The 18,855-nt window shown below is 72.4% G+C and carries 12 protein-coding genes; 8 read left to right on the top strand and 4 right to left on the bottom strand.

Annotation, left to right across the window (positions count from 1 at the left end; translation table 11 throughout):
- Positions 1-122: 122 nt before the first annotated feature.
- From AB8A24_RS01890 to AB8A24_RS01875, 4 genes are read left to right on the top strand one after another with little or no spacing between them, the layout of a single operon-like run.
- The gene (locus AB8A24_RS01890) at positions 123-992 is read left to right on the top strand and encodes a M24 family metallopeptidase (protein WP_266383263.1); all 870 of its coding nucleotides are present in this window, start codon (positions 123-125) and stop codon (positions 990-992) included.
- Positions 989-2,779, top strand: a complete 1,791-nt coding sequence (locus tag AB8A24_RS01885) for an SDR family oxidoreductase (RefSeq protein WP_328962599.1) — start codon at positions 989-991, stop codon at positions 2,777-2,779. The genes AB8A24_RS01890 and AB8A24_RS01885 overlap by 4 nt, the downstream gene beginning before the upstream one ends.
- Positions 2,776-3,696: a metal-dependent hydrolase gene (locus AB8A24_RS01880; protein WP_328962598.1), complete on the top strand. Its 921-nt coding sequence runs from the start codon at positions 2,776-2,778 to the stop codon at positions 3,694-3,696. The genes AB8A24_RS01885 and AB8A24_RS01880 overlap by 4 nt, the downstream gene beginning before the upstream one ends.
- A 10-nt stretch (positions 3,697-3,706) precedes the next feature.
- Complete coding sequence (locus AB8A24_RS01875; protein WP_328962597.1) at positions 3,707-4,621, top strand: MerR family transcriptional regulator; 915 nt, start codon at positions 3,707-3,709, stop codon at positions 4,619-4,621.
- Positions 4,622-4,817: 196 nt separating this feature from the next.
- On the opposite strand, the gene AB8A24_RS01870 is transcribed toward AB8A24_RS01875, so the two are convergent.
- Positions 4,818-5,645: an aquaporin gene (locus tag AB8A24_RS01870; protein WP_369474374.1), complete on the bottom strand. Its 828-nt coding sequence runs from the start codon at positions 5,643-5,645 to the stop codon at positions 4,818-4,820.
- Between the two features lie 143 nt (positions 5,646-5,788).
- Here AB8A24_RS01870 and AB8A24_RS01865 point away from each other — a divergent pair, with 143 nt between their 5' ends.
- From AB8A24_RS01865 to AB8A24_RS01855, 3 genes are all read left to right on the top strand, one after another.
- Positions 5,789-6,328: an RNA 2'-phosphotransferase gene (locus tag AB8A24_RS01865; protein WP_328962595.1), complete on the top strand. Its 540-nt coding sequence runs from the start codon at positions 5,789-5,791 to the stop codon at positions 6,326-6,328.
- 133 nt (positions 6,329-6,461) lie between these two features.
- Positions 6,462-8,339: an HSP90 family protein gene (locus AB8A24_RS01860; RefSeq protein ID WP_369474372.1), complete on the top strand. Its 1,878-nt coding sequence runs from the start codon at positions 6,462-6,464 to the stop codon at positions 8,337-8,339.
- Positions 8,336-11,377: a tetratricopeptide repeat protein gene (locus AB8A24_RS01855; RefSeq protein ID WP_369474370.1), complete on the top strand. Its 3,042-nt coding sequence runs from the start codon at positions 8,336-8,338 to the stop codon at positions 11,375-11,377. The genes AB8A24_RS01860 and AB8A24_RS01855 overlap by 4 nt, the downstream gene beginning before the upstream one ends.
- A 56-nt stretch (positions 11,378-11,433) precedes the next feature.
- On the opposite strand, the gene AB8A24_RS01850 is transcribed toward AB8A24_RS01855, so the two are convergent.
- Positions 11,434-12,339, bottom strand: coding sequence for an LLM class flavin-dependent oxidoreductase (locus AB8A24_RS01850; RefSeq protein ID WP_328962592.1), 906 nt, complete (start codon positions 12,337-12,339; stop codon positions 11,434-11,436).
- 106 nt (positions 12,340-12,445) lie between these two features.
- Here AB8A24_RS01850 and AB8A24_RS01845 point away from each other — a divergent pair, with 106 nt between their 5' ends.
- Entirely contained in the window at positions 12,446-13,330 is an 885-nt protein-coding gene (locus tag AB8A24_RS01845; RefSeq protein ID WP_328962591.1) for a Cof-type HAD-IIB family hydrolase, read from the top strand.
- Between the two features lie 10 nt (positions 13,331-13,340).
- Here AB8A24_RS01845 and AB8A24_RS01840 read toward each other — a convergent pair whose 3' ends face one another.
- Together AB8A24_RS01840 and cydD are read right to left on the bottom strand one after the other, a co-directional pair.
- Positions 13,341-15,032 (bottom strand): GAF domain-containing protein, encoded by a 1,692-nt coding sequence (locus tag AB8A24_RS01840; RefSeq protein ID WP_328965917.1) that lies wholly within the window; start codon positions 15,030-15,032, stop codon positions 13,341-13,343.
- Positions 15,033-15,179: 147 nt separating this feature from the next.
- Positions 15,180-18,833 carry a thiol reductant ABC exporter subunit CydD gene (gene cydD, locus AB8A24_RS01835; protein WP_369474368.1) on the bottom strand — a complete coding sequence of 1,218 codons (3,654 nt, stop codon included), beginning with the start codon at positions 18,831-18,833 and terminating at the stop codon, positions 15,180-15,182.
- Positions 18,834-18,855 lie beyond the last annotated feature (22 nt).

The raw sequence follows: 18,855 nt of genomic DNA, 5'->3' as shown, positions 1-18,855 counted from the left end.
ATGTGGACCCGACAACTTTGTCCACAGGTCCGTGCACGACCCTTGACGTGATCTCCGGTCATTGTCACATTCATCAGTGTCAACTTACGGGCGCGTACGGCTACACGGATGGACGGGCTGAGATGGCTGGGGACACCAAGCAACGCACCGCGGGACCCTCCGGACGACGCTCCGCCGACCTGAGCGGCTTCAGAGAGGTGCAGCGCCTGGCGTACGAGTGCGCCGAGGCCGTCGCTGCCCAGCTGCGGCCCGGGGTGACCGAGCGCGAGGCCGCGCGGATGCAGCGCGAGTGGCTGCGGGAGCGCGGGGTACGGGACTGGTTCCACCTGCCCTTCGCCTGGTTCGGGGACCGCACCGCCTTCGCGAACTTCAAGATCCCGCTGCAGTTCTTCCCGACCAACCGGAAGCTGGAGCCGGGGATGCCGTTCATCCTCGACATGGCACCGGTCCACAAGGGCTACGCGGCCGACATCGGCTATTCGGGCAGCCTCGGGCTCAATCCGGTGCAGGACCGGCTCATGGCCGATCTCCAGGCGCACCGCGTGCTGATCCTGGAGCAGGTGCGCGAGGGCCGCTCCCTGCGCGAGATCTACGAGAACGTCGAACGGCTGATGACCCGGCAGGGGTACGCCAACCGGCACCGGGCCTATCCCTTCGGCGTGATCGCGCACAAGATCGACCGGGTCAAGGAGCGGCGCTGGTCACCGACCGCCTTCGGCTTCGGCACCCAGTCCCTCAAGGGACTGGCGAGTGACGCCTTGCACGGCCACCGCGAGGGCTGGTCCCCGCTGTGGAGCCCGTACCACTTCTCCGACCACCCGCCGCAGCCCGGCCTGTGGGCGGTGGAGCCCCACCTCGGATTCCGGGGTACCGGCGCGAAGTTCGAGGAGATCCTGGTCGTCACCGACTCCCGGGACCCCGAGGAGAGCGCGTTCTGGCTGGACGACGATCTGCCGCACGTGCGGCGCTGGGCCGAGGAGAAGGCAGCATGAGCGACATGGCTGAAGCGGGAGCGGTGGGCCTGGCGGGTGCGCGCGAGCGCCGGGTGAGCACCGGGGGGATAGAGCTGTGCGTCGTCGAGCTCGGTGAGACGGGCCGGCCGACGGTGGTGCTGGTGCACGGCTACCCGGACAGCAAGGAGGTCTGGTCGGAGGTCGCCGAGCGGCTCGCGACCCGCTTCCACGTGGTGCTCTACGACGTGCGCGGCCACGGGCGCTCCACCGCGCCGCATCCGCTGCGCGGCGGCTTCACCCTGGAGAAGCTGACCGACGACTTCCTGGCCGTGGCGGACGCCGTCAGCCCGGACCGGCCCGTGCACCTCGTCGGCCACGACTGGGGCTCCGTACAGGGCTGGGAGTTCGCGACGGTCGCCCGCACCGAGGGCAGGATCGCCTCCTTCACCTCGATGTCGGGGCCCTCTCTCGACCACTTCGGGCACTGGATCAAGAAGCGGATGACGCGGCCCACACCGCGTGCGGCGGCGCAGCTCCTCGGCCAGGGCGCCAAGTCCTGGTACGTCTACATGCTGCACACCCCGGTGCTGCCGGAGCTCGCCTGGCGCGGGCCGCTCGGCAAGCGGTGGCCCGCGATGCTCCAGCGCATCGAGAAGGTTCCGGCCGGGTCCTATCCGACGGCTTCGCTGCCTTCGGACGCGGCGCACGGCGCCTGGCTCTACCGCGACAACGTACGGCCGCGACTGCGTCGGCCGCGCCCCGACGCGTACGCCCACGTACCGGTGCAGCTGATCACCCCGACCGGGGACGCCTTCCTGTCCGAGCGGCTCTACGACGGTCTGGAGCGGTGGGCCCCGGACCTGCTGCGGCGGACCCTGCCCGCCAAGCACTGGGTGCCCCGGACCCGGCCCGACCAGCTGGCCGCCTGGATCACCGAGTTCGTCGACGACCGGGAGGAGCCCGCCACGCGGGCTCCGGAGCGGAAGGCCCCGGGCAGGTACGCCGACCGCTTCGCCGGCCAGCTGGTCCTGGTCACCGGCGCGGCCAGCGGCATCGGCCGGGCCACCGCCTTCGCCTTCGCCGAGGCCGGGGCCCGGGTGGTCGCCGTCGACCGTGACGCGGAGGGCGCGGCGCGCACGGCCGACATGTCCCGCCTCGTCGGCGCCGCCGAGGCCTGGGCCGAGTGCGTGGACGTCAGCGACGAGCAAGCGATGGAGAAGCTCGCGGCGAAGGTCGCCGCCGAGTACGGAATCGTCGACGTCCTGGTCAACAACGCCGGGATCGGCCTGTCCGGCTCCTTCCTCGACACCACCGCCGAGGACTGGAAGAAGGTCCTGGACGTCAATCTGTGGGGTGTCATCCACGGCTGCCGGATCTTCGGGAAGCAGATGGCCGAGCGCGGCCAGGGCGGGCACATCGTCAACACCGCCTCCGCCGCCGCCTACCTGCCCTCCCGGACCCTGCCCGCCTACAGCACCTCGAAGGCCGCGGTGCTGATGCTGTCGGAGTGCCTGCGCGCGGAACTGGCCTCGAAGTCGATCGGCGTCTCCGCGATCTGCCCGGGCATCGTCAACACCAACATCACCGCCACCTCGCGCTTCGCCGGGGTGGACGAAGCCGAGGAGAAGCGCCGCCAGGAACGCTCCTCGCGGCTGTACGGGCTGCGCAACTTCCCGCCGGAGAAGGTCGCCGACGCGATCCTGCGGGCGGTGGTGCGCAACGAGGCCGTCGTACCGGTGACTCCGGAGTCCAAGGGCGCCCTGTGGATGTCCCGCTTCGCCCCGCGCGCCCTGCGGCGCATCGCGAGGCTGGAGCCAAAGCTGTGAGCGGGTCCGCGGACCGGATCGACCGGCACCCGATCAGCCCGCGCCGGGTGGCCTTCGACTGGAAGACCACCCCTCTGCACTGGATACCGGACGAGCCCACCGCCACCCACGTCATCAACGTGCTGCACCTGCTGCTGCCCGCCGGGGAGCGGTGGTTCGTAAGGGTCCTCAAGGAGGGCCTGCCCCTGGTCACCGACCCGGAGCTGCGCGGTGACGTCAAGGGGTTCATGGGCCAGGAGGCCACGCACAGCGTGCAGCACTCCTACGTTCTGGACCACCTCGCCGAGCAGCGACTGCCGACGCAGGCGTACACGCGGCACGTGGACTTCCTGTTCGAGAAACTGCTCGGGGAGGCCCCGCCGTTCGGGATGCCGGTCACGGCGCGGGAGTGGCTGCGCTTCCGGCTGGCGGTGGTCGCCGCGATCGAGCAGTTCACGGCGGTGCTCGGGGACTGGGTGCTGCGCGCCGAGGGGCTCGACCGGGCCGGGGCCGACGAGATCATGCTGGACCTGCTGCGCTGGCACGGCGCGGAGGAGGTGGAGCACCGCTCCGTGGCCTTCGACATGTACCAGCACTGTGGGGGAGCCGGTCTGCCCCGCTACGCGCGGCGCGTCGAGGGAATGGTCGTGGTCGCGCCCGTGCTGGCGTGGCTGTGGTTGTGGGGGGCCTCGTACCTCATACGCAACGACCCGGAACTGGGCGGCCGGCTGCGCTACTCGCTCGGCGCGCACAACCGCGCGGTGGCCAAGGGCCTGCTGCCTCCGTGGAGAGAGCTCGGCACGGCCATACCCCGCTACTTCCGGCGGTCGTACCATCCCTCGCAGGAGGGCTCGCTGCGCAGGGCGGTCGAGTACCTTGCGGCTTCACCTGCCGCCCGGGCCGCGGCGGGCGCGGTCGGCCGAGCCGCGATGTCGTAGGGAGCCGGGATTGTCCGATCAGGCGGTAGCCGAGTACCGGATCGAGGATCTGGCGCACCACAGCGGGGCGACGGTGCGCACGATCCGGGCGTACCAGGACCGTGGCCTGCTGCCGAAACCGGAGCGGCGGGGCCGTTCCAATGTCTACCGGGACACGCATCTGGCGCGGCTGCGCCAGATCGCGGACCTGCTGGACCGCGGCTACACCCTGGCCTCCATCAAGGAACTGCTGGAGGCCTGGGACGCGGGGCGCGGTCTGGGCGGCGTACTCGGGCTGGTCGCCGAGGTGCACGGACCGTGGACCGACGAGGAAGCGGCCCGGATCAGCCGGGAGGAGCTGAACGAGCGGTTCGGCGGCCGGCCGGACGACGACGCCGTGGACGAGGCCTGCGAGCTCGGGGTGCTGGAGCGGATCCCGGGGCGCCCGGACCAGTTCCTGGTGCCCTCCCCGCAGGAGCTGGCGGTGGCCGCCGAGCTGTACGCGGCTGGGGTGCCGCTGTCGGCGATCACCGGGCACCTGCGGGAACTGCGGGGACAGGTGGAACACATCGCCTCGCGGTTCCTGGAGTTCACCACCGAGCACGTCTTCGCGCGCTACCTCGGGCAGGTGCCGCCCACGGACGCGGACGCGGCGGAGGCGGCGACGATGGTGCGGCGGCTGCGGCCGCTGGCCCAGCAGACCGTGGACGCGGAGCTGGCGCGGGCGATGCGGCTCTTCGCGACCCGGCACCTCCAGCGGCACCTGGGGTCGGCCGGCGCACCGGGGCCGACCGGGCCCTCGCCGGTGGCCTTGCCTGCCGGGACGGTTCGGGCGGTGCAGGATCTGGTGGGCGCCGACCATGTGGCGGAGTTCGTCCGGGCCGCGACGGAGCGGGAGCTCCAGGCCCGGACGATGAACGATCTGGCGCGCCGCGGCGAGCGGTGACGCCGGGCGGGTGGTGACGCCGTGGCGGGCTGTCACGGCGGCGTGGGTGGTCACAGCGGAGGGCTCGGTCACACCCGGTCAAGCCCGATCCACAGATTCCACAGGTTCCACAGGGCGGATCACGCGTTTGCCGTCAAAACCCGCCCAAACGGCTGTGGACAAGTCCCCTTTTCCTGTGGGCAACTGAGCCGTCGTCTCACCTGACGGTCTCGTACGCCGCCTTGGCGGGGCTTACGCCGTCCACCGGGGCCGGCTTCACACTCCGGCCGAACCGGGACCTGGGCCTGGGCTTGGGCTTGGTCCTGGGCTTGGAGCCGGTTCCGCCCCCTGCCCCGGTCCCGGTCCCGGTCCCGAACAGGAGGGCGGCCAGGGCCAGGCCGAGGATCCCGCCGACCAGCTGTGCGCCGAGGAATCCGGGCAGCGACTCGGGGGCTATGCCGGTGAAGGAGTCGCTGAAGCTGCGCCCGATGGTGCCCGCCGGATTGGCGAAGGAGCCGGAGGAGGTGAACCAGATCGCGGCCGCGATGTACGCGGCGACCGCCGGCGGAATGAACCTGCGGCGCCCGGTCAGGCCGAGGCCCTGGATCAGGAGGACCAGACCGGCGGTGGCGACCACCTCGCCGATGAGCAGGTGACCGCCGTCGCGCACCTGGGTGGCGAAGGTGCCCGGGGTCCGGCCGAACATGACTTCCGCGATGAGGGCTCCACCGATGGCTCCGGCGCTCTGGGCCGCGGTGTAGACGAGCGCCTCGCGGCCGCCCAGACCCTCGCCGCCGGTCCGCCGGGACCACCAGGAGGTGAGGGTGACCACCGGGTTGAGGTGGGCGCCGGACAGCGGCCCGAAGATCGTGATGATCAACCCGAGGCCGATGGCCGAGGCGAACGAGTTGGCGATGAGGGCGACACCGGTGTCGCGGCTGAGCTCGGCGGCCTTGAGACCGGAGCCGATCACGACCACGAGCAGGCCGGCGGTACCGATCAGCTCAGCAGCGGCCCGGCGTGACAGTGAGGGTTGAGCTGTCATGGTTTCTCCCCCTGAACAGAAGCGACAATGGAAAATATATTCCGCATCTTGGAATGACGATAGAGGGTGTCCACCAGCTGTCGCCCCCGGCCGCCCCCGGAAAATCCCTGCCACGAGGCCCTCCGACGGGGCACGCTGGGGCCATGGATGAAAGACGCACCGTGAAGGTGTCGAAGTACGTCTCGAAACACCTGCGACACCAGCCGGAACGGATCGGACTGGTGCTCGATCCCCACGGCTGGGTGGAGATCGACGACCTGCTGAGCGCGGCCGCCGCGCACGGCTTCCCCTTCAGCCGGGCCGAGCTCGACCACGTCGTCGCCGCCAACGACAAGCAGCGGTTCGCCGTCGACGGCACCCGGATCCGAGCCAGCCAAGGGCACACCGTCGCCGTGGACCTGGACCTTCCGGAGGCCGAACCGCCCGCGTACCTCTACCACGGCACCGTCGCCGCCGCCCTGGAGCCGATCCGCGCCGAGGGCCTGCGTCCGATGGCCCGCCACCATGTGCACCTGTCCCCCGACCGGGAGACCGCCACCCGGGTCGGCGCGCGCCGCGGCCGGCCCGTCGTGCTCAGCGTGGACGCCGGGGCGATGCGAGCGGCCGGACACGTCTTCCGGATCAGCGCCAACGGGGTGTGGCTGGTGGACGCCGTACCGCCGCAGTTCCTGCGCTTCCAGTAGATCCGGGGCAGGGCGCCGGAATTCACGCAGAGATTGTCCGACCATCCCCCTAATGTGTGAACCACTCCGGGATCAGTGAGGGGGGACCTCGCGATCACCGAACCATCCCTGTATGCACGCGAGGTGACGCCCTATGACGTCCACGTCCACGCCCCCGTCCACGCCCCACAGCTTCCAGGTCGATCTGCGCGGCCTGGTGGACCTCCTCTCCCATCACCTCTACTCCAGCCCGCGCGTCTACGTCCGCGAGCTCCTGCAGAACGCGGTGGACGCGATCACCGCACGCCACGTCCTCGACCCGGCCGCGGAGGTCCGCATCCGCCTCTCGGCGTCCGCCGGCCGCGTGACCATCGAGGACAGCGGCATCGGCCTGACCGCCGCCGAGGCCCACTCCCTCCTCGCCACCATCGGCCGTAGCTCCAAGCGCGGTGGCGACGGCGCCGACCTCGACGAGCCGGGCCTGGAGGCGACCCGCCAGGAGTTCCTCGGCCAGTTCGGCATCGGTCTGCTCGCGTGCTTCGTCGTGGCGCGCCAGATCCGGGTCGTCACCCGCTCCGCCCGCGACCCCCATGCCGCACCCGTCGAATGGCTGGCCACGGACGACGGTTCGTACACCGTCCGGGAACTGCCCCACGAGGCACGGCCGGAGCCCGGCACCACCGTCGTACTGGAGGCCCGCCCGGGCGCCACGGAATGGGCCGTCCCGGCCAAGGTCGAGGAACTGGCCCGCGACTACGGCTCCCTGCTGCCGTACGACATCACCTTCGACGACGGCGAGGGCGGCGAGCCGCGCCCCGTCACCGACCGGCCCGCCGTGTGGGACCGTGCCTTCCCCACCCCGGCCGCCCGTCGCGTCGCGCTCGCCGGGCACTGCGCGCAGCTCTTCGGCTTCACCCCGCTCGACAGCATCGACCTCGACCTGCCGGTCGCCGGCGTACGCGGGGTGGCGTACGTCCTGCCCGAACCGACCAGCCCCGCCCACCGGGCCGGACACCGCGTCCACCTCAAGGGCATGCTGCTGACCGACCGGGCCGACAACCTGCTGCCTGACTGGGCGTTCTTCGTCCGTGCCGTCCTCGACACGGACACCCTGCGCCCCACCGCCTCCCGCGAGAACCTGTACGACGACGAGACCCTGGCGGCGGTACGGGACGCACTCGGCGCCCGCGTCCGCGGCTGGCTCGCCGAGCTCGCGGCGAGCGATCCGGAGCGCCTGGCCGCCTTCCTGCAGGTCCACCACCTCGGTGTGAAGTCCATGGCCCGGCACGACTCCGAGCTGCTCGGGCTGATGCTGCCGTGGCTGCCGTTCGAGACCAGCGACGGCTCGATGAGCCTCCAGGAGTTCGCGGCCGCCCACACGGACATCCACTTCACCCGCACCGTCGAGGAGTTCCGCCAGATCGCACCGATCGCCGCGGCCCACGGGCTCGGCGTCATCAACGCCGGATACACCTACGACGCGGACCTGCTGGCCCTGCTGCCCGCCGTACGGCCGGAGCTCAAGGTCACCGAGCTCGACGCCGGTGCCGTCACCGAGCGGCTCGACCCGGTGCCGACCGCGACCGAACTGGCGCTCGCCCCGTTCCTGGCCACCGCGCGCACCCGCCTGGAAGCCCAAGGCTGCGACGTGGTGCTGCGCGCCTTCCAGCCCGTCTCCGTGCCCGCGCTGTACCTGGACGACCGGCAGGCCCGCCAGGAGCGCGACCGCACCGCCGCGCTGGAGAGCGCCGACTCCCTGTGGAGCGGCATCCTCGGCGCCCTGCGCGGCTCCGCACCCCGCGCCCGTCTGGTCCTCAACCACAACAACCCGCTCATCCGCCGGATCGCCGCGCTCCCCGACGAGGCACTGACCGGTACGGCCGTCGAATCGCTCTACGGGCAGGCCCTGTTGATGTCCCAGCGGCCGCTGCGCCCCGCCGACTCCACCCTGCTCAACCGGGCCTTCCTCGGACTCCTGGAATGGGCGACCCACTCCACCGACGCCCGCGACGCCCAGGAGGACCAGAAGTGACGACGCTGACGCGCGAGGAGATCGTGCGGGGTCTGGCGGAGAACCGCGAATCACCCAACGGTGCCGTACGCAACGCGCACGCCGAGGCGCTGGCCGGCGCGGCGGAGACGAGCGGTGACCGGGCCCTGTTCCGCGAGGCCCTGGACAACCTGATCAACGCCTATCTCTACAGCTCCGAGTCGTCCAGGATGCTGGTGCCCTTCGCCCGGCTGCTCCAGGAGTACGACAAGGACCCGGGCGCCTTCTCCCACTGGGACGCGCACTCACTGTTCTGGCAGTTCAAGTGGGTGGCCACGGCCATCTCCGACTCCCCCGGGATTCCGCTGGAGTCGGCCACCGGCTGGCTGGACGAGATGGAACGCCGCTACCGGATCGCCGGCTACAGCGAGCGGCCCGTACGCGAGGCCGAGCTGTGGCTCGCCGACGCGATCGGTGAGGACGAGCGCGCCGAACGGGCCTTCCGGCGCTGGCTGGCCGCCGAGCGGGACGACATGAGCGACTGCCGGGCCTGCGAACTCAACGGTCAGGGCCAGTACGCCGTCCTGCACGGCAACGACGCCGAGGCTCTGGAGCTGTGGAAGCCCGTCCTCGACGGTGACCTGACCTGCGCCGAGGAGCCCCACAGGCTGCTCGCCACCTCTCTGCTGCCGCTGCTGCGGCTCGGTCGGGCCGACGAAGCGCGCTCCCACCACCTGCGCGGCTACCGCATGGCCCGCGGCAACGAGAGCTTGCTGCCCTCGGTCGGCAAGCACATCGAGTTCTGCGCCCTCACCGGCAACGAATCCCGCGGCCTGGAGATCCTGGCCGACCACGCCGCCCATGTGGCTCCGCTCGCCAACCTCGACGACCGGCTGGCCTTCCACGGCGGCATCCTTGTGCTGCTGCGCCGCCTGCGGGAACTGGGCCACGGTCGGACCCCGGCCGTGCCCTACGAAGGAACCCCGCGAACCGTCGACGAGCTGTACGAGGTGCTGTACGCGGGCTGCCTGGACATCGCCTGGCAGTTCGACGCGCGCAACGGCACGACCCGGGTCTCGGACCGCTTCCTCGTACAGGTGGGCCGGGAACCGCTGCTGGCGGCGCTGCCGCTGGGGGTACGCAGTGCGGCGCTGCCGCAGACCGCCCCGGACCCCGTTCCCACTCCCGCTTCGCCCGGATCCGAGCCTGCCCTGACGGGTGCCGCCTTCACCGACCTGGTGGAGCGGGCGCGCAGCGCCCGGGACCTGGGCCATCCGGGTACGGACGCGTTGTGGGCCGAGGTGGCGGTACGCCTGGACACGCAGCCGGAGGTCGATCCACTGGTCCGCGCCGACCTCGCGGACCAGCAGGCCCTGGCCGCCGGGCGGCGCGGCGACAAGGAGGCGCCGGAACTGCTGAGCGCGGTCCGGGACGACTACCGGGCGCTCGGTCTCGCCGAACGTGTGGCGCTCGCGGAACTGCGGCTGGCCGGTGTGGCAGCTCAGTCCGGAGCCGTGCCGGCGGAGGTCCGGGCCTTGCTGCGCGTCGCCCTGCGGTCCGCCGAGGCGCTGGACGCCGCCGAACCGCTGCGGGCCCGGCGCATCGCGCTCGCGGAACTGTCGGCGATCCGGATGGAGTCGTACCTGCGCTCGGTGGAGACGCCCGACGGGGACGACCACCACGACCACCACGGGGTGCTGGCCGCCGAACTGACCGACTTCGTCGCCGCCCATGAGGGCACTGCGGCGGACCTGGTGGCGGAGGCCGAGGAGATGCTGGGCCGGGTCGCACTGGCCCAGGGTGACCCGGAACGGGCGGTGCCACTGCTCGCGGCATCCGCCGCGCGGGCGGTCCTGGCGGGCCGAGCCTGGCAGGCCGTGGACGCGCTGGTGCTGCGGGCCGGTGTGCTGATGACGCTGGAGCGGCCCGAAGAGGCGGAGGCCGCGGCGCGCTCCGCGCTGGAGCACGCCGCAGAGGTGACCGACGCCGAGACGCAGGGCGTCGTACGGCTGACCCTCGCGGACATCCTGCTGCAGCGGGGCGACGCGGCCGCCGAGAGCGCGGAGCACGCCCTGGCCGGAGCCCACTGGTTCGACCAGGCGGGACTCACGGCCGACGGCGGTGCGCATGCCCGGTTGCTGCTGGCCCGGGCGTACGCGGGGGACGGCCGCAGCGCCGAGGCGGCGGAGGTCCTGCAGTCCGCGCTGGCGGACCTGCTGGAGCACGGCGACCAGCAGGCGGTGTCCGTGCGGGAGTTCCTGGGCGATCTGCTGCGGCGGCTGAACGAGCCCCGGCCGGCGGCGGAGCAGTACCTGCTGGCGGCGGAGATCACCAAGGACTGGGAGGATCCCCGTCCGCAGGCGGGCCTCGCGCATTCGGCCGCCGACACCCTGAATGACGCGGGACTGGCCGTGGAGGCGGCCGCCGCCTACGAGCGGGCCCTGGAGCTGCACCGGGTGACCGGCGAGGTCCCGGTCGCCGAGGTGCGGATCCTGCGTTCCCTGGCCTGGCTGGAACTGCGCGAGGAGGTCACCGCCGGCACGGTGGCGGGGGCCCGGAAGCGGATGGAAGAGGCCGCCCGGGTGCTGGAGACGGCCCTGACGGCGGATCCCGGATCACCTGGGCTGCGGTCCGAACTCGCCCAGACCTGGCACCAGCTGGCGCAGGCGCTCGACCGACACGTCAACACGAACGGGCAGTCCCACGAGGACGACGACGAGAACACCGGAGACACCGGGGACACCCAGGACGCCGGCACCGAGCAGCTCGCCGATGCCGGGGCGGAGCGGGCGGCCCCGCTGAGCCCCGCGGAGGTCGACCGGCTGCGTCTGGAGGAGATCGAGCTGTGGGACCGGGCCGCCCGGGTCTACGCGGAGCTCGGCCCCGACCATCTGCGGGACCGGTTCCAGTGCTTGAACAACGCGGCCTGGACCGAACAGGAGCGGGGCCACGCGGACGCGGGCTCCGCCCGCGTCTCCGCGCTGATCGACGAGGCCGGGGCCCTGCCCGAGGACGACGTGCCGGACTGGCTCCTGCCGGCCGCGGAGCGCCTGCTCGCGCAGTTGAACGACAGGGACTAGCGGTCCGGGTCCCGGTCGTCGTCGCCGCTCGCACGAGCGGCGACGACGACCGCCGGTCAGCTGTCGAGCTGGGCCAGGGCCTCGGTGGCGATCTTCTCGAACACGCCCTCGTCGGCGGCGAACTCGGAATCCGGGATCGGCGCGTGGATCACCACCTCGGTGAACCCCAGATCACGGTGCTGGCCGGCGAAGTCGACGAACGCGTCCACCGACTGCAGCACGGTGTTGGCTTCCGGCGTGAAGCCGGTCAGAAGGATCTTCTCCACGGGCTCCAGGTCTCGCCCGATCTCCAGGAAGGCCGCGCCGAGCCGTTCGAGCTGCCCGCGCAGGGCTTCCCGCGACTGCTCGGGCGTGCCCTCCTCGAAGAGCTTCGGGTCGCCCGTGGTCACCCAGGCCTGGCCGTGTCGGGCGGCGAGCCGCATGCCGCGCGGTCCGTTCGCGGCGACCGCGAACGGCAGCCGGGGCCGCTGCACACAGCCGGGGATGTTGCGGGCCTCCTCGGCGGAGTAGAAGGTCCCCTCGTGGCTCACCGAGCCTTCGGTCAGCAACCGGTCCAGCAACGGCACGAACTCGGCGAAGCGGTCGGCCCGCTCACGCGGGGACCAGGCCTCCTGGCCCAGCGCGGTCGCGTCGAAGCCGTTCCCGCCCGCGCCGATGCCCAGGGTGATGCGCCCGCCGGAGATGTCGTCCAGGCTCATGAGGTCCTTGGCGAGCGTCACCGGGTGCCGGAAGTTCGGCGAGGTGACGAGCGTGCCCAGGCGCAGCCGCTCGGTGGCGGTGGCCGCCGCGGTCAGGGTGGGGACCGCGCCGAACCACGGGCCGTCGCGGAACGTCCGCCAGGACAGGTGGTCGTAGGTGTAGGCGGTGTGGAACCCGAGCTGCTCGGCCCGGAGCCACTGATCGCGTCCTCCCTCATGCCATCGACGTACCGGAAGGATCACCGTGCTCAGACGCAGACTCATGCTTCGAGCCTACGGCGAGCCGATGTTTCACGTGAAACGGCGCCGTTCCACGTGAAACGGCGCCCGAGGTGACAGCCTCCCTCCCCCGGTCAGGAGCTCCTCGGCCATGGGCGAAGATGGAGCCGTGACCTCGGCTCCCCAGTGCCCGGACGGGCCAACCCCCACGCCCCGGCTGATCGCCACCGACCTCGACGGCACCCTGCTGCGCGACGACAAGTCCGTCTCGCCACGCACGGTCGCCGCGCTCGCCGCCGCCGAGGAGGCCGGGATCGAGGTCTTCTTCGTCACCGGCCGCCCGGCCCGCTGGATGGATGTGGTCAGCGACCATGTCCACGGCCACGGCCTGGCGATCTGCGCCAATGGCGCGGCGGTGGTCGACCTGCATGCCGGACGAGAGTTCGTGCAGGTCAGGTCCCTTCCGCGGGTGGCCGCGCTCGCCGTCGTCGATGCCCTGCGGGCCGCGGCCCCCGGCACTTCCTTCGCGGTCGAGCTGACCACCGGCATCAACTACGAGCCGGCGTACCCACCCTTCTTCAAGGACCCGGGTGCCCGCGTGGCCACCGCCGAGAAGCTGCTGCACGAGGACACGGACGAAAGCGCCGCGCCCGTGCTCAAGCTGCTGGCGCACCACGCCGAGCTGGCCCCGGACGAGTTCCTGGCGCTGGCGCGGTCCGCCGCCGGCGAGCACGCGTCGATCACCCGGTCCAGCCCCACCGCCCTGCTGGAGGTCAGCGGACCCGGCGTGTCCAAGGCGAGCACCCTGGCGCTGTGCTGTGCCGAGCGCGGCATTTCCCCCGCCGAGGTCGTCGCCTTCGGGGACATGCCGAACGACGTGGAAATGCTCAGCTGGGCGGGCACCTCGTACGCCATGGGCAACGCGCACCCCGATGTGATCGCTGCCGCGTCCGGCCGTACGGTCGCCAACAACGAGGACGGGGTCGCCCTCGTCATCGAGCGCATCCTGGCAGAACGGACCGCACAGCAGGCCTGAAGGAAGTCTTCTAGACCGCCGGTTCGAGCGGGGCCTCCCACACCACGGTGGTCCCGCCGCCGTCCTCGCCGATGCCCGGGCCGTAGGAGCTGGCACCGCCCAGCGACTCGGCCCGGCGGCGCAGATTCCGAAGCCCGCTGCGGCGGCCGCCCTCCGGGATGCCCACCCCATCGTCGGCGACCTGCAGCCGGACCCCCGGCCGGCCGTCGGCGAGCGTGATGGTGGAGTCGATGACCACGTCGATCCGGCTCGCCTCGGCGTGGCGGAAGGCGTTGGACAACGCCTCGCGCAACGCGGCGATCAGGTTCTTGCCCACCAGCTCACCGACGACCGTGTCGATCGGGCCGAGGAAACGGTGAGCGGGCTTGAAGCCCAGGGGCACCGCGGCCATGTTGATCTCCCGCAGCACCCGGGTGCGCAACCCGGACGGGGCCTCCGCCGGACCCTGTTGGAGGGCGAAGATCGCGGTGCGGATCTCCTGGATCGTCACGTCCAGCTCGTCCACCGCCTTGCCCACGCCGTCACGCACCTCGGGGACGGCGGTCCGGCGCTGGGCACCCTCCAGCATCAGCCCGGTGGCGAAGAGCCGCTGGATGACCAGGTCGTGCAGGTCGCGGGCGATCCGGTCACGGTCCTCGAACACCGCCAGCCGCTCGCGGTCGCGCTGTGCCTCGGCCATCATCAGAGCGAGCGCCGCCTGCGAGGCGAACTGGGTGGCCAGGGTCCGCTCGACCTCGGTGAACGCCCGCCCGCCGCGGGCCCGGGGGGTGACCAGCGCGCCCAGTACCCGCCCGCCGCTCTGCAGCGGCAGCAGCATGCACGGGCCGTACCTGCTGGTGAGCTCGCTGGTCATGCGGGGGTCGGACGCGGCGTCGTCCACGAAGATCGGCTCACCCTCCAGCAGCCTGTCGACCACCGGGCTCTCGGCCGGGATCACCACACCGAGCGAGGTGGCCGGATTCTCGGAGGAGACCGCGACGATCTCCATCCCGCCTTCCTCGGCCGGCAGCATGACGATCCCGGCGTCGGAGTCGGCCAGCCGTCGGGCCTGTTCGGCGACCACCGCGAGGGCGTCGTCCGCGTCCCCGCCGGACAGGAGGGCGGTGGTGACGGCCACCGATCCGTCGATCCAGCGCTCGCGCTGGGTGGCGGCCTCGTACAGCCGGGCGTTGCCGATGGCGATGCCCGCCTCGGTGGCCAGTACCCGGACCATGTGCACGTCGTAGTCGCTGAACTCGCCGCCGCCGTTCTTCTCGGCGAGGTAGAGATTGCCGAAGATCTCTCCCTGCACCCGGATCGGCACCCCGAGGAAGGTCTTCATGGGCGGGTGGTGCGGCGGGAACCCCGCTGCGCGCGGATCCTTCGTCAGATCGGCGAGCCGCACCGTGTCGGAGTGCGAGATCAGTGCTCCGAGCAGGCCCCTTTTCCCGTCGGGGCGGTGCCCGATCTTCCGTGCCTGTGCGGGGCTGATCCCGTGGGTGACGAAGTCCGAGAGCCCGCGGCCCTCCGTGTCGACGACGCCGATCGCCGCGTAGTGGGCGTCCGCGAGCTCTGCCGCGGTCTCACAGATGCGGTCCAACGTGGAGTGCAGTTCGAGCCCGGTCCCGACCGACCTCATGGCCTCCAGCAGTTGCGGTACCCGGGCCGTGAGCTCGGTGGACAGGCCCTGCAGACTCCTGGTGGCCTGGGCGGCGGCCACCAGCGGGTCCGGAGCGACCGAGGCTCCCGCAGTGCTCGACGGTCCCGGCGGTACCGACGGTCCCGGCAACGGATCCGGCAATGGCCCCGATGAGGGATCCGGCGATTCCTGCGACTGCTGCGCTGACATGGTCCTGAGCGTAGTTAGTCCCTATTGGCGGGGAAAGTTGGCCAAAGTTCCGTCCGTTGCCCTTTCCCGCTCCAGCAGCCTCCGCAGCGGTCCCTCGGCGGCGGCCAGCTCCGCGTACGGGCCACGCTGCACCACCTCGCCGCGGTCCAGCACGAGCACCTCGTCGACCGCCTCCAGGCCGGCCAGCCGGTGCGTGATCAGCATGGTGGTCCGGCCCTCGGTCGCGGCCAGCAGATCCGCCGTCAGGGCGTCCGCCGTGACCAGGTCCAGATGCTCGGCCGGCTCGTCCAGGACCAGCACCGGGAAGTCCGCGAGCAGCGCCCGGGCCAGGGCCAGTCGCTGGCGCTGACCACCCGAGATCCGCTCACCGTGCTCGCCGACCAGCGTGTCCAGCCCGTCGGGAAGACCGTCGGCCCACTCCAGCAGCCGGGCCCCGGCCAGCGCCTGGCGCAGCTGCTCCTCGCTCGCCCCGGTCCGGGCCAGGCGCAGGTTCTCCCGGACCGAGCTGTCGAAGATGTGGGCGTCCTGGGCGCACAGGCCCACGAGGGCGCGTACGTCGTCGCCGTCGAGCGTGCGCGCGTCGCTCCCGCCCAGGCTGTACGCGCCTTCGGCAGGATCCAGGAACCGGAGGAGGACCTGGGCCAAGGTGGTCTTGCCGGATCCCGAGGGACCGACGACGGCGATGCGGCGGCCGGCCTCCAGGGTCAGGTCCAGGTCCCGCAGGGCGGCACGCTCCTGCCCCGGGTGGCGGGCGGTGAGCCCCGTCAACCGCAGCGGGAACGGCGAAGCGGGAGCCGCGGCAGGCTGCTCCGGCTCGGCGACCGGGACCGACGCGTCGATGACCTCGTAGACCCGCTCGGCGCTACGGCGGACCCGCTGGCGGTACTGGACGGCGAGCGGAAGCCCGTTCACCGCCTCGAAGGCGGCCAGCGGCGTCAGGACCGCGACGGCCATGGCCACCCCGGACAGCCGGCCGTCGTGGACGGCGTTCGCGGCAACGGCCGCGGCGGCCACGACGGTGAGCCCGCACACCAGGGCCGACAGGCCGCCGCCCAGTCCGGCCGCGGCCGAGCCCCGCGCGGCGATGCGCGTCAGCAGGCCGTCGCTCTCGCGCGTCCGGCCCTTGCGGTCCTCCAACGCACCGGCCACGGTCAGCTCCGCGGTCCCGGTGAGCAGATCGGCCACCCGAGTGGCGAGTTCGCCGCGGGCCGGCGCGAGCCTGCGCTCCGCACGACGGGCGCAGGCCCCGCTGACCAGGGGTACCGCGATACCGGCGGCGAGCAGTCCGACGGCGAGTACGACTCCGGCCTCGGGCAGCAGCCAGGCCGTGAAGGCGACCGAGCCCGTGCCGACGAGGACGGCGGTGCCTACGGGCAGCAACCAGCGCAGCCAGTAGTCCTGCAGTGCGTCGGCGTCGGCCACCAGCCGGGCCAGCAGGTCCCCGCGCCGGTGCTCGCGCAGCCCGGCGGGCACGATGCGCTCCAGTCGGCGGTACACGGAGACCCGCAGGTCGGCGAGCATCCGCAGCACGGCGTCGTGCGAGACGAGCCGCTCGGCGTACCGGAAGACGGCGCGGCCCATTCCGAAGGCCCGGGTGGCGGTGACGGCCACCATCAGGTAGAGCACGGGCGGCTGTTCCGAGGCCCGCGAGATCAGCCAGCCCGACACGGCCATCAGGCCGACGCTGCATCCGACGGCCAGCGCGCCGAGCAACAGTCCGAGCCTGAACCGTCCTTGCCACGCCCTGGCGACCGCGCGCACCCGGCGCAGCGGATCACCCGCCGCACGCGAACCCACCGCACCCGAACCGGGCGCACCCGAACCCGCCGCACCCGAACCGGGCGTGCCGGAAGCGGTCGTGCCGTCGGCAGGTACGCCCGCCCGCTCACGCGCCGAGCCGAGGATCCACTCGCCGGTGTCCGGGACGTGCTGACCGCCGTCACCTGCCGCGCCCGAGGACAGCAGTTCGGCGCCGACCGAGGAGGCGGCGCGGCGGGGGAGTGCCCCATTGGTGAGAAGCCCCTCGGGGCCCTCGCCCGCCGCCATCTCCACCACCCGGTCCGCGACGGCGAGCAGCGCCGGTCGGTGCACGACCAGCAGCACGGTCCGTCCCGTGGAGAGCCGCCGGACCGCGTCCACGATGCCCGCCTCGGTCTCGCCGTCCAGCGCCGCCGTCGGCTCGTCCAGCAGCAGCACGGGCCGGTCCGCCAGGAACGCGCGCGCCAGGGCCAGCCGCTGCCGCTGTCCGGCGGACAGCCCGACACCACCCTCACCCAGCGGGGTCTGCACCCCGCGCGGCAGCGCGGTCACGAACTCCCAGGCCCCGGCGTCCTTCAACGCCTCGGCCACATCGGCGTCGGAGGCACCCGCGCGGGCCAGCCGTACGTTCTCGGCGATCGTTCCGGCGAACAGGTGCGGCCGCTGCGGCACCCAGGCGATCTGCTGCCGCCACTGCGCCGGCGACAGCTCGGCCAGGTCCACGCCCGCGACGCGGATCCGCCCGGCGGTCGGCGTCACGAATCCCAGCAACACCTGGAGCAGGGTGGACTTGCCCGCTCCGCTGGGGCCGGTCAGCGCCACGCACTCCCCCGGCCCGACCGTCAGCGAGACCGGCCGGGGCGAGTCCTCCCCGCGGCCCTCGTAGCGCACGGCGATGCCCTCGATCTCGATCCGCAGGGGAGCGCCGGCCGGCAGCTCGGCCGTACCGGTCGTACCGGTGGTGCGGGTCTCCAGGACCTCGAAGATCTCGTCGGCGGCCGCCAGCCCTTCGGCGGCCGCGTGGTACTGGGCTCCCACCTGCCGCAGCGGCAGATATGCCTCGGGCGCCAGGATCAGGATGACCAGTCCGGTGTAGAGGTCCAGTTCGCCGTGGACCAGCCGCATGCCGATGGTCACGGCCACCAGGGCCACCGACAGGGTCGCCAGCAGTTCCAGGGCGAAGGAGGAGAGGAAGGCGATGCGTAGGGTCCGCATCGTCGCCCGCCGGTAGTCATCGGTGATCTTGCGGATCGACTCGGCCTGCGCCTTCGCCCGGCCGAAGACCTTGAGCGTGGGAAGCCCGGCCACCACGTCGAGGAAATGCCCCGAGAGCCGGGACAGCAGGCGCCACTGGCGGTCCATCCGGGACTGAGTGGCCATGCCGATGAGAATCATGAACACGGGGATCAGGGGCAGCGTCACGACGATGATGGCCGCCGACACCCAGTCCTCGGTGACGATACGGGCCAACACGGCCACCGGCACGACCACCGCGAGCCCCAGCTGGGGCAGGTAGCGGGAGAAGTAGTCGTCGAGCGCGTCCACGCCCCGGGTGGCCAGTGACACCAGCGATCCGGTCCGCTGCCCGGCCAGCCACCCGGGCCCGAGCTCCGCGGCCCGGTCCAGCAGCCTGCGCCGCAGCTCCGACTTGACCGCCGCGCCCGCCCGGTGCGCGGCCAACTCCGTGAGCCAGGCGATCAGCCCGCGCCCGAACGCCACCGCCGCGAGCAGCAGCAGGGGCGTTCGGAGCGCTTGGCCGTCGAGCCCCTGTTGGAAGGCTCCGACCACGATCTCGGCGATCAGCATCGCCTGACCGACGACCAGCCCCGCCCCGGCAAGGCCCAGGGCCACCACCGCCCCCAGGAAGAGGCGGGTGGACCGGGCGTACCGGAGCAGGCGCGGGTCGATCGGTTTCACGTGAAACATCCCCTCGGGGAGG

Source organism: Streptomyces sp. BF23-19 (assembly GCF_041106355.1).
GTDB lineage: Bacteria > Actinomycetota > Actinomycetes > Streptomycetales > Streptomycetaceae > Streptomyces > Streptomyces virginiae_A.
The sequence above is the reverse complement of the archived record's forward strand: the minus strand, read 5'-3'. Positions and strand labels throughout refer to the sequence as shown.

Coding starts and splice junctions, on each gene's coding strand:
- AB8A24_RS01890 (WP_266383263.1), top strand. CDS start 123: ATGGCTGGGGACACCAAGCAACGCACCGCGGGACCCTCCGGACGACGC.
- AB8A24_RS01885 (WP_328962599.1), top strand. CDS start 989: ATGAGCGACATGGCTGAAGCGGGAGCGGTGGGCCTGGCGGGTGCGCGC.
- AB8A24_RS01870 (WP_369474374.1), bottom strand. CDS start 5,645: ATGACAGCTCAACCCTCACTGTCACGCCGGGCCGCTGCTGAGCTGATC.
- AB8A24_RS01865 (WP_328962595.1), top strand. CDS start 5,789: ATGGATGAAAGACGCACCGTGAAGGTGTCGAAGTACGTCTCGAAACAC.
- AB8A24_RS01860 (WP_369474372.1), top strand. CDS start 6,462: ATGACGTCCACGTCCACGCCCCCGTCCACGCCCCACAGCTTCCAGGTC.
- AB8A24_RS01850 (WP_328962592.1), bottom strand. CDS start 12,339: ATGAGTCTGCGTCTGAGCACGGTGATCCTTCCGGTACGTCGATGGCAT.
- AB8A24_RS01845 (WP_328962591.1), top strand. CDS start 12,446: ATGGGCGAAGATGGAGCCGTGACCTCGGCTCCCCAGTGCCCGGACGGG.